Origin of the sequence: Atlantibacter sp. RC6, from assembly GCF_014193285.1 — a bacterium.
Classification (GTDB): domain Bacteria; phylum Pseudomonadota; class Gammaproteobacteria; order Enterobacterales; family Enterobacteriaceae; genus Atlantibacter.
Genome location: NZ_JACHZE010000004.1, coordinates 362,978 through 376,285, shown reverse-complemented (window position 1 = coordinate 376,285; position 13,308 = coordinate 362,978). Strand labels below are relative to the sequence as shown.

Here is a 13,308-nt window from a genome sequence, read left to right as displayed (position 1 = left end):
TGATGTATCACGAGCAAAAAGTCCTTGTTTTCGTTGTGGGCTATACAGTGAAACTTTTGATAATTATTTTTTTGACACTTATCAACGAAACTTTAATTCAGCTTCAGGGATGAACAATATTGTGAGACTGAACGTTTCAGTCGTTGTTAAAAATGAAAAATCCGATAATAGAAAAGGTAATTTTGCACGAAATATAACCCATAAGGGGTATGTGGAAATAATAGATTCTGTATTGAGAAGAATTATTAACAACCCGCGGCTGGGCGGGTTGTCACGGGGATAGATGATCACGTCGTTAAAATAATTTGTAAGAAAATTAGTAATTCTCTCTTGTTATCTGTCAATGAAAAATAACCGCTAATCACCCACAATAGATACATAAATTCTTAATTTTAAAATTCACACTTTAAAATATGCATGAATTATCGTTAGCCCAGGGCGTTATTCAGTTGCTGGAAGATCAGGCCGCTACCGGACATTTCCAGCGCATTACCCATGTCTGGCTGGAGGTCGGCGCGCTGGCATGTGTCGAGCTTTCCTCATTACAGTTTGGCCTTGAGGTGGCGCGCCGGGGAACCGTGGCGGCACAAGCGCAGTTTCATATTGATATTGTGCCGGCGAAAGGCTGGTGTTTTGCCTGTGGCAGCGCGTTTAACACCGGGCAGCACGCCTCGCCCTGTCCGCACTGCGGCTCCCGGGAGATCCAGATTGATAAAGGCAACGCGATGCGGGTACGTGAAATGGAGGTCGAATGACCCAGACTCCCGGCGTTCAACTGCATATACGCGGTAAAGTCCAGGGCGTCGGGTTTCGGCCCTTTGTCTGGCAACTGGCGCAGCGGTTGGATCTTAAAGGTGATGTCTGCAATACCGGTAACGGTGTGGTGGTGCGTATTGCAGGCAGCGAAGGGGATTTTGTCGCGCAACTGTACGCGCACTGCCCGCCGCTGGCCGCGATTCATTCCGTGGCGCGCAGCGAAATGGTCTGGGATGCCGCGCCGCAAGATTTCATCATCGTGCAAAGCCAGCAGTGCGCGATGGATACGCAAATCGTCCCGGATGCCGCCACCTGTCCGGCTTGCCTGGAAGAGATCAACACACCCGGTAACCGGCGTTACCGCTACCCGTTCACCAACTGCACCCACTGCGGCCCCCGGCTCACCATTATTCAGGCAATGCCTTATGACCGGGCGTATACCGTGATGGCGGCGTTTCCGCTCTGCCTGGACTGTGAGCGTGAATACCGTAATCCGCTGGACCGTCGTTTCCACGCCCAGCCGCTGGCCTGCCCGGTTTGCGGCCCGCAGCTTTTCTGGCGGCAGGGCGATCACACTCTGCATCGTGATGATGCACTGAATGCTGCTGTAGCGGCGTTACGGCGCGGCGAGATCGTGGCCATCAAAGGGTTAGGCGGGATGCACCTGGCGGTGGATGCGCGCAGCGACCGCGCGGTATTACGCCTGCGTGAACGCAAACAGCGCCCGGTGAAACCGCTGGCGGTGATGCTGCCGGATGGCGCTGGCCTGCCCGACGCGGCGCTATCGTTGTTGCATTCCCCCGCCGCGCCGGTGGTGCTGGTGGAGGCGCAAATCGTTTCCGGCCTGAGCCGTTATATCGCCCCCGGCCTCGGCGAAGTGGGCGTGATGCTGCCTGCTAATCCGCTGCAACATTTATTATTGCAGGAATATGGCGCGCCGCTGGTGATGACTTCCGGCAATCTGAACGGCAAACCGCCTGCCATCACTAATCAGCAGGCGCTGGATGAACTGGCGGATATCGCTGACGGCTGGCTGCTGCACAACCGTGACATTAATCAGCGCATGGACGATTCCGTGGTGCGCCAGAGCGGCGAAGTGATGCGCCGCGCCCGCGGCTATGTGCCCGACGCCATTGCGCTGCCGCCGGGTTTTGAAGGGCTGCCGCCGATACTGGCGGTGGGCGCGGATCTGAAAAACACCTTCTGTTTGCTGCGCGGCAACAGCGCCGTGCTGAGCCAACATCTGGGCGATCTCACCGAAGAGCGCGTCCCGGCGCAGTGGCAACTGGCGCTGAAAATTATGCGCGACCTGTATGACTTTACCCCGGCGCGGATCGTCGTGGATGCGCATCCCGGCTACATCAGCAGCCAGATGGGCCGCGAAATGGACCCGTCTGCGGAGGTGGTGTTGCATCACCACGCCCACGCCGCCGCCTGCCTGGCGGAGCACCAGTGGCCGCTGGACGGCGGCGCGGCGATCGCGCTGACGCTCGACGGTATCGGTTACGGCGCGGATGACCAGTTGTGGGGCGGCGAATGCCTGCTGGTGGATTATGTGCGCTGCGAACGGCTGGGCGGGTTACCGGCGGTGGCGCTGCCCGGCGGCGATCTGGCGGCGCGCCAGCCGTGGCGCAATCTGCTGGCCCAGTGGCAGGCGTTTGTGCCGGACTGGCAAACGTATCCTGACGCCGTGGCATTAACCGCGCATTGCTGGCAGGTGCTGGCGCGCGCCATTGAGCGGCAAATCAATGCGCCGCTGGCCTCGTCGACCGGTCGGCTGTTTGACGCAGTGGCCTGCGCGCTGGGCCTGGCGCCGGACGCGCAAAGCTATGAAGGCGAAGCCGCCTGTTGGCTGGAGGCGCTGGCGATGCAGGCAGTGAATACCGCGCATCCGGTCACGTTGCCGTTTATCAATGATGAACTGGATATGGCCACGTTCTGGCGCCAGTGGCTGGCCTGGCAAGCGCCAGATGCCGAGCGGGCGTATGCGTTCCATGACGCGCTGGCGCAAGGATTCGCGGATATGGCGCGCCATCACGCCCGGCTGCGGGGCATTAACACCCTCGTGTTTTCCGGCGGCGTGCTGCATAACCAGCTACTGAAGGCGCGCTTTACCCATTATCTGGCGGATTTCGATCTGCGCTTCCCGATGCAGCTTCCGGCAGGGGACGGCGCAGTATCATTCGGCCAGGTGGTGGTGGCCGCGGCGCGTTGGCTGCGCCATCAGCCTTGATTTTGCAGCATCTTCGCCATATTGATGGCTTCGATCAGCTTCGCCCGGTTAACGCGCGGCGAGTTGAGATCGAGCAGGCGCTGCCACTGGCTGATGGCTTCGGCGTAATCGGCATGCAGAAAGGCGTCGGACGCCAGCAGCATACGGGCGGTCACCTCGTTGCTGTCCAGCGCCAGGGCGTTGTCGATAAGCTGGCGGGTTTCGTCGGTCATCTTCTGCCCGGCCTGGTAGTAACGCACCGTGGCGAGCGCCGACCACAGCTCGGCATTTTCGCCGCGCAATAACATCGCGCGCTGATACGCCTGGTATGCGTTCTGGTAGCTGTTGCGGTAAAGATAGTATTCGCCCAGCTCTGCCCACAGCGTGCTGTCCTGCGGATTGGCGCGAATTTTTTGCTGAAGCGCCGCGAGCTGCTGCTCCACTATTTCTTGGTTGGTGAAATTAAGCAGCGGATCGGCCAGCCGTTTATGTTCGGCCATCACCGCCGGGGCGCGGCCCGATAACGCATACATTCCCCCGCTGATAAGCAGTACCGCGCCAAGCGATAGCCACACGGCGCGGGCAGGCAGCGCGCGCTGTGGCTGCCAGTTATCCGAAGGCGTGTCGGGAATATCCTGCGCCAGCTCTTGCTTTAACGCCTCGTCCTGAGTTTGCGCCTGGGCGTGGCGAGCAATTGCGCCCTGGGCGCGGCGGATCACATCGCCCTGCCTGCGCGCCCCGCGCCGCCGCATCCACCCCATCGCCAGGCCAATGCCCAGCAGCAGGGCCAGCGGCGTAAACCACAAAATGCTGGTTTCACGCTGTAGCCGTGGATTATAGCGAACAAACTCCCCGTAACGCGCCGTCATAAAGGACATGATCTCCGCTTCGGATTTGCCCGCTTCGGTCAGGGCGTAGACTTCATGGCGCATACTGACCGCCACCGGAGAATTGGATTCCAGCAGGCTCTGGTTCTGGCACTGCGGGCAGCGTAGCTGCCCGGCGACGTTCAGCGCCTGCTGCTGTTGTTCCGGACTGCGAAATTCCCAGGTATCCACCAGTTGCGCCTGGCACCACGGCGTGAGCAACACCCACAGCAGGACGATCAGCTTACGCATAGGCTTTTCTCCCGCGCCACCAGCCCAGCAGGGCGCCCGCTATCATGATCCCGGCGCCAAACCATATCCAGCGGATGCCGCTCTGCACGTAAAAGCGCATGGCGTAACGGTTGTCGCCGGTTTTTTCGCCCATCACCACATACCATTCGCTCAGCAGATCCCAGGCGATGCCCGGCTCGATCATTAACTGGCTGCGGGCGGTGTAAAAACGCCGCTCCGGGGCGACCTGGGCAATCGGCTGGTTATCCCGGCTGATATCGATAACCGCCTGCTCGGCGGTATAGTTTTTTCCGGCCAGCAGGTTCAGGGTGTGGAAGCGGAACTGGTAGCCCGCCACGCTGACCTGCTCGCCCTGAGTGACGTTCAGGCTCATTTCCTGTTTTTCGCCGGAGGAAAACACAATCCCCAGGGCGAAAATCCCGACGCCAGTGTGGGCCAGCAGCATCGGTAGCTGGCGCTTTAACAAGGCGGGTGAGGTCAGCCACTGGGCGCTCAATACCCAGCACACCAGCGCCGTGGCGCAGGCGACGATGATCCCGTGCGAATGCAGGGCCAGCGCGGCCAGCGCGCCAGCGGCGAGCGAACCGAACAGGCGCAGGCGCGTCCAGCGCGGGCTGCGTTTCCAGCCACTTCCCGCCGCAATTCCGAGGGTTAACAGCATTACCAGCCCGAACGGCAGTAGCACGGTGTTGAAGTAGGGCGCGCCGACTGAAATTTTGCCCCAGCCGAACAGGGTATACAGCATCGGATACAGGGTGCCTAACAGCACAATCACCACCACAGCGGTAAACAGCAGCAGGCACAGCAACAGCCAGGTTTCCCGCGACCAGCCCGCGAAGCGCGCCGCTGGTTTCCACTCTTTGGCGCGCCAGCCGTACAGCGCCAGCGCGCCGGCGCTCAGGGCGATAAACAGGGTAAACAGCGGCGCGGCCCGTTCGTTATCCAGCGCGAAAGCGTGCACCGACACCAGCACGCCTGAACGGACAATCAGCGTGCCCAGCAGGCTGAAAATAAAGCCAAAAATCGCCAGTAGCAGCGACCAGTGGCGGAACACGCCGCGCGCGCGGGTGGCGTACAGGCTGTGCATCAACGCGCTGGCGGTGAGCCACGGCAGCAACGAGGCGTTTTCCACCGGGTCCCAGAACCACCAACCGCCCCAGCCCAGCTCGCTGTACGCCCACCAGGAGCCGAGCACGATACCTGCGGTTAACGCGCTCCAGGCGGGCACCGTCCAGCGCCAGCACAGCCCGGCAATCGCCGCGTTAAATTCCCCACGCAGCAGGGCGGCAAGCGATACGGCGGCGGCAATGGTCAGGCCGCCGTAGCCCAGATACAGCAGCGGCGGATGCAGGATCAGCCCGAGATGTTGCAGCATCGGGTTTAAATCGCGCCCTTCGATGGCGGGCGGGAAAATGCGGGTAAAGGGGTCGGAGTACAGCAGCACGAAAATCAGCAGCGCGGCGGTAATGATGCCGGGCAGAGCGAGCGTCAGGGCGAAAAACGGGTCCTGCGCGTGGCGATAGCGCCAGGCGAACAGCGCGCTCCAGCCGGATAAACACAGCACCCACAGTAATAAAGAGCCTTCATGACCGCCCCAGACGGCGGCGAGCTTGAGGCCAAACGGCAACTGACGGTGGCCGTGCTGCGCCACATACACCAGAGTGAAATCGTCAGTGAGAAACGCCAGGATCAGCAGCCCAAACGCCAGCAGTAGCAGGCCGAACTGGGCGAGGGTAAGGGAACTGGCCAGGCGCGAAACGCCGGACCAGCGATAACGGTATCCGGCAAGCGACAGCCAGGCTGTCGCCGCCGAGATACCACAGGCCAGAAGCAGTGCTATAAACCCAATTTCGGGCAACATCAGTTCCACGCTTCACCCTGCTCACACAACGGTTAATTGCCCCGCATAGAGGATAAAAAAGCGCAGCAGCAACACGCCGGTCAGGCTGGCTCCGCTGATCAGCAGTACGCCGGAGGGCGTTGCGGCCTGCGGTAACAGGCGTTTTAGCAGCATCGGAATGAACAGCCCGATACCCACCACACCGATCCAGAACCACCAGGTCCAGAACCCGCCGCCGAGCGCCGCCGCCAGCGAACGCATTTTCCCGTCATCCCCTAACGCCAGGCCGACGAAAAACGCCCCCAGCAGGAAGATTTCCAGCCAAACCACCGGGGTTTCCAGCTTATGAAGAAAATGCGCTTCTTTGTTATGCGGGTCGCGGAACATGGCGAGCAACGCCACCGCCGCGCCGGATGAAATCCCCGAGAACAAAAACAGCGCCGGCAGGATCGGGTTGTTCAGCAGCGGATAGGATTTCAGCGCCGACAACAGGAAGCCGGTATACGCGCCGAGCAGCACCGCCAGTACCAGCATCAGCGTTTCGATGGGGCGCTGGAACGGCGTCAGCCAGCCGAGCACGGCGCGCACGAAGGTGAAGCGCGGCAGCCAGCGCTGTTGCAGCTTCAGCACGTCGCTTTCAAAGATTTTCGCCAGCCACACCACCATCACCGCCATGTAGACCTGGAACAGCATCACGCCCATCGACATTACCGAGGTCAGGCTGTAATGGAACATTAGCTTCCAGAAGGTCCAGGGCCGCGTCAGGTGCAGGATCAGGATCAGCAGACCGAGAATAATGGTGGTCGGCGCCAGCACCAGCGTGGTGCGAATCAGCGTACTTTGCGAACCGCCCAGCGTCGGGTGGTAACGGCGCAGCAGAATCGACAACGTCACCAGCCCGGCCGAAATACCGATCAGAAACAGATAGACGGCAATCGGCCAGTCCCAGACCAGCGATTCAAAATGGAACGGGGTTGGATTCACGGGGTTCATTGGGTGACCTCCCCATATTTAAACGGCACGCGGTACACCTTGGGTTTGGTGCCCAGCGCCAGCTTGTAGCGGTAGGTCGGTTTCTGCGCCAGCATCAACGAAATCTCGCTGTTGGGATCGTCGAGATTGCCGAAGGTCAGTGCGCTGGTCGGGCATGAAAGCACACAGGCCGGCAGTTTGCCTTCCTTGAGGTTAGTCTTGCGGCAAAAATCGCATTTATCCGCCGTTTTGTTTTCCGGATGGATAAACCGCACGCGGTAAGGGCAGGCGGCGATACAGTACTGGCAGCCTACGCACAGATCGGGGTTCACATCCACGATGCCGGTCGCCGCGTCGCGGAACGATGCGCCGGTCGGGCACACGTCCACGCACGGCGCGTGATCGCAGTGCTGGCAGGATTTCCGGAAGAACTGGTATTTCACATCCGGAAACTCGCCGATGGGGTCGCTCTGAATAATCGTCAGACGCGAGACCCCTTTAGGCACCTTGTTCACTTCGCGGCAGGCGTCCATGCAGGCCGTGCAGCCAATACACTTCGACTCGTCGTGGATCATGCCGTAGCGCACGCCGTTGATGGTGAGCGCCTGAGCAATTGAAACTCCCATCGTTCCGCTCACAGCGATCAATGCCCCCATTCTGGTAACGAATTGACGACGAGAGCATGTCATGGATGCTCCTTACCCAGATGAACCGAGGAGGGATTGAATGCGGGATTGTCACGCTGGTCGCGGTGGCAATCGACGCAAAGTTTGATCCGGCTCTTATCGTTCAGCGTTTGCATCGTGTCCTGCTTCGGATGCAGGTTGTGGCAGCTGGCGCAGGCGACTTTGGTGGCATGCACGTTATGCGGCCAGAACGCTTTTTGCAGCTGCTCCGGCAGGTGGCAGGCCATACAGACGCTGTTCTGCTGCTCGACGGTGTACATCGGATCGTTAAACCGCATGGCATCTTTCACGCCGTTGCGGTGCTCGGGCGAAATATTGCCGTGGCAGTTGGTACAGGTGACCGGCAAATTGTTGTTCGGGTTGATGGCTTGCGCATGCTTCCCGTGCATCCCTTCTTTTTCCTGCTTATGGCAATCCAGGCAAGCCTTATCGGGATTGCGCTGCTGCGTCACGGTATAGCTCGAATCGGTGTCTGCCTGGGAAGACGGCGCAGCCTGTACGGGTAATATCCATAAACAGCCTAACGCCAGCACCCCAGCAGTTAATAACGAACGTAATACGCTCATATTCACTCCGTATTTTTACCGCCCCTTGCGGGGCGGCATTAGGGGTTATTTGCCTTCGGTTCCCAGCAATCCGTTTTTACGCGCCTGATCGTCCCATTGCGGCACCACGGTTTTCAGGAAGTCCTGTTTCTCTGCGTTGATTTTCTGCATATCCAGGCCAATCGCCGCCTGGGCTTTGGCTTTGGTGGAGATATCCGGCAGTTTCACCTCTTCAGTGATGCCTTTGGTGGCCAGCAGACGAATCAGTTTGGCGCGGGCATCAGCGGCTTTATTCAGCGCAGTGCCGAGCATACGCAACGCTTCATCCGGCGCGTGCATATGAACGCCGTGCGAGGCGATTGCCAGGTCCCAGCGCCATTGCGCGTGGCGGATATCGGTCTGGATCGGCTTCATCTCTTCGTCAGTCGCGCCAGCATCCAGCGCGGCTTTCGCTTCGAAATGCGCGTGGACCAGCTGAACTTCCACTTTACGTTTCAGATCCTGAATCGCTGCTTTACGCTCGGCGACCACGGATTGCAATGCTTCTTTGGTCTGGGTGTGGCAGTTTTTACAGGTCTGATCGAAGGTATCGAACGGGTTGCCAATCTTATGGCTGGTAAACAGTTTGCCTTCGGCGTTCTGCATCTTCGGCATATGGCAGTCAATACAGGTCACGTTATTCTTGCCGTGAATACCTGCGCTCCAGGTTTCATATTCCGGGTGCTGCGCTTTCAGCATCGGGGTTTTCGACAGCGGGTTCACCCAGTCGGAGAAGGCGATGTCGTCGTAGTATTTTTCCATACCGTCAACGTTCGGGCCGTTATCCCACGGGAACTTCACCGCTTTGTCTTTACCGTCAAAATAGTATTCAACGTGGCACTGGCCGCAGACCATGGCCTGCTGATCCAGACGGCTGGCTTTGTCGAACGGTTTGCCGATGGTTTCCATGGCGCGCGCCGCATAAGGACGGGAGAGGGTTAACGCCGGTTTGCCTTTCGCAAAGTCGTCAGAAGCGGTGTTATGGCAGTCGGCACAGCCTAAATCGTTAACGATTTCCGGCCCGCCGCGCGCCCATTTACCGTGGAAGTAACCCGCTTCGCCTTCTTTCTGGATCAGGCGGGCCACGTCCGGGCTTTTACAGCTCCAGCAGGCCATCGGCAGCGGACCGTCTTCGGCGGTTTTCGGCGCGCCGGTACGCAGGGTTTCACGGACATCGGTGAGCGCATAAGCGTGGCCGCGCGGCTTGTTGTAATCCCGCGAGAACGGGTAGCCCGCCCACAGGATCACCATATTCGGGTCTTCCGCCAGCGCGTCTTCACGTTCAGATTGCTCGCTGGTGGATTTCCATGAATTGAATTGATCGGGGTGTTTATTGGCGAAAACCTCGTTATGCGCTTCAATTTTTGCGGGTGCGGTTGCAGCAGGAGCTTGTTCTGCGTGTGCCGGGCTTAACAACAATAAGCCGGCGAATAGACTCCAGAAGTAGGGAAGAAATTTGCTTATCCTGGCCATGAGCGTTCCGTCCAAAGTAAGCCGCGTCAGTGCGGTTATTTTTATTCACTAAAGGGAATGACAATAATTGCCATCTCGACATTGCTCTGAGCGTAAATTAGCAAAAACCACATTAAAAATATTGTTTTCGATCAAGAGTAAAGATAAGTCAGTAAATATATATGGAGAGAGGTAATGCTCATTGATAACAAGCAGTTAAGTAATTTTAGTTTATTGCAGTGAAATAAATGACGGCGCTTCCAGAATTAATAAAACGATCAGATCGGCGGTCACGAAATATTTAAAATACCCCCAAATGGGTATTGAACATGATGTGTATCAAAAATGCATGTTTAGCGCGATATTTAATTTAATGGAGTTTACCATGCCGGGATTTAGAAAATAAATATAGCGTCTTTGGTTACTTTATTATCCTTTAACACAACTTCCTGTAATGGTTAACACTCTGTTTACTAATAACCTTTTTGTATGTGTTAAGTCATTTTTGGCATTTGTCGAAGCGAAAAAGTTATGGGAGCGTAATACCACAAACTAATAAATACAGGGTAATCAGAGGAAACTATGGCACATCAATTTGGCAAACAGCGCAAAGCACTACTGGCTCTGGCAATGGTGGCATTAGGCGGTTTTGCCGCTTCATCCGCGCAGGCCGATCAATTAGCGGATATTAAGAAAGCGGGCGTCGTCAAAGTGGCGACATTTGATGCTAACCCGCCGTTTGGCTCCGTGGACCCGAAAACCCATCAAATCGTCGGCTACGATGTGGACTTCGCCAACGCGCTGGCGAAATCCCTTGGCGTGAAGCTGGAGCTGGTCGCCACCAACCCGGCGAACCGTATTCCTTTATTGCAGTCCGGCAAAGCGGATCTGATTGTGGCGGATATCACCATCACCCCGGAGCGCGCCCAGGTGATTGATTTCTCCACCCCGTACTTTGTTACCGGCCAGCAATTCCTGGTCCCGGCCAAATCTCCGGACAAGCTGGATGATTACAGCCGCGCGCGCATTGGCGCAGTCAAAGGCACCACCGGCGAGCAGGCGCTGCACCAGCGTTATCCGCAGGCGCGCGTGCTGGCGTATGACGATATCCCGCTGGCCCTGACCGCGCTGCGTAACGGCAACGTCCAGGCCATCACCCAGGACAGCACCATTCTGGCTGGCCTGCTGGCTGGCGCGCCGGATAAAGCCAACTTCAAGATCCTGCCGGATCTGCTGAGTAAAGAAGAGATCGGCGTTGGCGTGAAGAAAGGTGAAACCGCGCTGCTGAAAGCGGTGAATGATGAACTGGTAAATCTTGAGAAGAGCGGCGAAGCCAGCCGTATTTACGACACCTGGTTTGGCCCGTCTACCCAGACTCCGCAGCCGCGTTCCTTTACCATAGAAGCCAAGTAATATGCTGTCTGGCCTAATAACACGTTCCGCGGCATCGTCCGCGGATTTTTCACATCTGGAGCAGGCGAGCGTTGAGTTTCGCGATGTCGTGAAACAGTACGGCGATCACCGGGTACTGAACGGTATCAACCTGACGATCAATCAGGGCGAAGTGGTGGCGATCCTTGGGCCATCGGGCTCGGGTAAATCCACGCTGATCCGTCTGATCAACCAGCTTGAGCCGCTGAGCGGTGGCGACATCCTGATCGACAATAAACCTACCCATGGCATTGAGGGCCGCGCACTGCGTCAGCTTCGCAGCCGGGTTGGGTTTGTGTTCCAGCAATTCAATCTGTATGCCCATCTCACCGCGCGCCAGAATATCACCCTGGCGCTGGTGCAGGTCCACGGCTGGAAACAGGCGGCGGCAGACGCGCGCGCCCGGGAGTTGTTGCAGCAGGTCGGCCTGGCGGACAAAGCCGACCAACTTCCCGCACAGCTTTCCGGCGGGCAGCAGCAGCGCGTGGCAATTGCCCGTGCGCTGGCCTCCTCGCCGCAAATCATTCTGTTTGATGAACCCACCTCGGCGCTGGACCCGGAAATGATCGGTGAAGTGCTGTATGTGATGAAATCCCTGGCGCACAGCGGCATCACCATGATTGTGGTGACCCATGAAATGCAGTTCGCCCGGGAAATTGCCGATCGCGTGGTGTTTATCGACGGTGGCGACATTCTCGAAGTGGCCGCCCCGGCGCAGTTTTTTTCCGCGCCTCGACATCCCCGCGCCCAGCGCTTCCTGAAGAAAGTGCTCGACCCTTTACACCAGGAGCGGCCCGACTGATGTTTGATCTGGACTGGCAGGGAGTGCTGACCGGGCTTCCCCTGCAATGGATTATTTCGGGCTTCCTGACCACGGTGTGGGTGTCGCTCATCGGCATGGCGCTGGCCACCGTACTGGCAGTGCTGTTTCTGGCGCTGCGGCTGGCGGGCGGCGGCGCAGGGCGCGCCGTGGTGGCAAGCTGGGTATCGGTATTCCGCAATACGCCGCTGCTGGTGCAACTGCTGTTCTGGTACTTCGCGGCCTGGAACCTGCTGCCGCTGGCGGTGCGCGATTTTATTAACGCCGATCACAGCTGGTCGATTTTACCGGGTGACGTCTGGTGGCTGACGCCGGAATTTCTCTGCTCAGCCTGGGGACTGGGCGTCTTTACGTCGGCGTTTTTAATCGAGGAGATTGAAGCCGGCTTAAGCGCGGTGCCCAACGGCCAGCGCGAAGCGGCGCTGTCTCAGGGGTTTTCAACCTGGGCACTGTTTCGCTGCGTGCTGTTGCCGCAGGGGCTGGCAAATGCCTGGCAGCCGATTGTCGGCCAGTATCTGAATCTGATGAAACTATCGTCGCTGGCCAGCGGCATCGGTTTTGCCGAACTGACCTATCAGGTGCGCCAGATCGAAAGCTACAACGCCCACGCGCTGGAGGCGTTCGCCGTGGGCACAGTGCTTTATTTATTACTTGGCGTGGTGATGGGGGTGGTGCTCGGCAGGATCGGGCCGGGGAGCTTGCGAAGAAAAGCTGTCACTCAGCGCGCCATTGCGCAAAGCGAGGTGCAACGTGATCGCTAATATCACTGTGATTACCGATAACCTCGACTATCTGCTGTGGGGCCGGATGGCTCAGGGCGAGCCGGGTGGTGTGCTGTTAACCTTGATGATGGCGCTTGGCGCAGGCGTGCTGGCCTTGCCCGGCGGCATCGCGCTGGCGTGTCTGGCGTGGCGTTATTCTGGTGTGGTGCGGCGCGTGCTGTTTGCCTGGGCGGAGCTGATCCGCGGCATCCCGCTGATCTTCGTTATCTTCTGGTTGTGGTATTTGCTGCCGATGATGATGGGCATCGACCTGCCGGGCGCGGTGACGGTCACACTGGCGCTGGCATGGTTTACCTCGGCGTCGGTGATGCACTCGACGCTGGCCGGGCTTCAGGCCTTGCCGACCGGGCAATATGAAGCGGCCCAGACCCAGGGATTCAGCCCATGGCAGGCGCTCAGGATGATCCTGCTGCCGCAGGTGCTGCGTAATGTGCTGCCGTCGCTGGTGGGGATTTTTATCGGCCTGCTGAAAGACACCTCGCTGGCGTTTATCGTCAACGTGCCGGAGCTGACCACCGTCGCCGGGCAGGTGAACAGCCGGGTGCAGATTTACCCGGCGGCGATCTTTATCTTCGTCGGCGTGGTCTATTACCTGCTGTGCAGCGGGCTGGGCGTACTGGCCCGCCGCTGGCAGCGGCGGGCCCTACAGCCATAG

At 58.5% G+C, this 13,308-nt stretch carries 11 protein-coding genes and 1 pseudogene; 6 read left to right on the top strand and 6 right to left on the bottom strand.

The genetic code is table 11. From position 1 onward, the window contains the following. Positions 1 to 413: 413 nt before the first annotated feature. Together hypA and hypF are read left to right on the top strand one after the other, a co-directional pair. Entirely contained in the window at positions 414 to 755 is a 342-nt protein-coding gene (gene hypA / locus FHW74_RS12160; RefSeq protein ID WP_183170677.1) for a hydrogenase maturation nickel metallochaperone HypA, read from the top strand. Continuing rightward, entirely contained in the window at positions 752 to 2,989 is a 2,238-nt protein-coding gene (hypF, locus tag FHW74_RS12155) for a carbamoyltransferase HypF (protein ID WP_183170676.1), read from the top strand. Before hypA ends, hypF begins: the two co-directional genes overlap by 4 nt. A 719-nt stretch (positions 2,990 to 3,708) precedes the next feature. Here the strand turns inward: hypF and nrfF are convergent. The 6 genes and pseudogenes from nrfF to nrfA form a co-directional block, all read right to left on the bottom strand. Then, positions 3,709 to 4,086 (bottom strand): annotated as a pseudogene (gene nrfF / locus FHW74_RS23020) (heme lyase NrfEFG subunit NrfF); the annotation flags it as partial. Next, positions 4,079 to 5,947 carry a heme lyase CcmF/NrfE family subunit gene (locus FHW74_RS12145; protein ID WP_183170749.1) on the bottom strand — a complete coding sequence of 623 codons (1,869 nt, stop codon included), beginning with the start codon at positions 5,945 to 5,947 and terminating at the stop codon, positions 4,079 to 4,081. The gene FHW74_RS12145 and the pseudogene nrfF, both read right to left, overlap by 8 nt. A gap of 21 nt (positions 5,948 to 5,968) precedes the next feature. Then, on the bottom strand, positions 5,969 to 6,919 hold the full coding sequence (nrfD, locus tag FHW74_RS12140; protein ID WP_183170674.1) for a cytochrome c nitrite reductase subunit NrfD: 951 nt from the start codon (positions 6,917 to 6,919) through the stop codon (positions 5,969 to 5,971). Further along, complete coding sequence (gene nrfC / locus FHW74_RS12135) at positions 6,916 to 7,587, bottom strand: cytochrome c nitrite reductase Fe-S protein (RefSeq protein ID WP_183170673.1); 672 nt, start codon at positions 7,585 to 7,587, stop codon at positions 6,916 to 6,918. Before nrfC ends, nrfD begins: the two co-directional genes overlap by 4 nt. Further along, on the bottom strand, positions 7,584 to 8,150 hold the full coding sequence (gene nrfB, locus FHW74_RS12130; RefSeq protein ID WP_183170672.1) for a cytochrome c nitrite reductase pentaheme subunit: 567 nt from the start codon (positions 8,148 to 8,150) through the stop codon (positions 7,584 to 7,586). The genes nrfC and nrfB overlap by 4 nt, the downstream gene beginning before the upstream one ends. A gap of 45 nt (positions 8,151 to 8,195) precedes the next feature. Then, the gene (gene nrfA / locus FHW74_RS12125; RefSeq protein WP_183170671.1) at positions 8,196 to 9,641 is read right to left on the bottom strand and encodes an ammonia-forming nitrite reductase cytochrome c552 subunit; all 1,446 of its coding nucleotides are present in this window, start codon (positions 9,639 to 9,641) and stop codon (positions 8,196 to 8,198) included. A 561-nt stretch (positions 9,642 to 10,202) separates the two neighbouring features. Between nrfA and FHW74_RS12120 the strand changes: the two genes are divergently transcribed. From FHW74_RS12120 to FHW74_RS12105, 4 genes are read left to right on the top strand one after another with little or no spacing between them, the layout of a single operon-like run. Beyond that, positions 10,203 to 11,033, top strand: coding sequence for an ABC transporter substrate-binding protein (locus FHW74_RS12120; protein WP_183170670.1), 831 nt, complete (start codon positions 10,203 to 10,205; stop codon positions 11,031 to 11,033). Position 11,034: 1 nt separating this feature from the next. Continuing rightward, positions 11,035 to 11,853: an amino acid ABC transporter ATP-binding protein gene (locus FHW74_RS12115; RefSeq protein WP_183170669.1), complete on the top strand. Its 819-nt coding sequence runs from the start codon at positions 11,035 to 11,037 to the stop codon at positions 11,851 to 11,853. Beyond that, a complete protein-coding gene (locus tag FHW74_RS12110) occupies positions 11,853 to 12,632 on the top strand; it encodes an amino acid ABC transporter permease (RefSeq protein WP_370528005.1) in 780 nt (259 codons plus the stop codon). Before FHW74_RS12115 ends, FHW74_RS12110 begins: the two co-directional genes overlap by 1 nt. Positions 12,633 to 12,678: 46 nt before the next feature. Further along, positions 12,679 to 13,308, top strand: coding sequence for an amino acid ABC transporter permease (locus tag FHW74_RS12105; protein WP_221192331.1), 630 nt, complete (start codon positions 12,679 to 12,681; stop codon positions 13,306 to 13,308).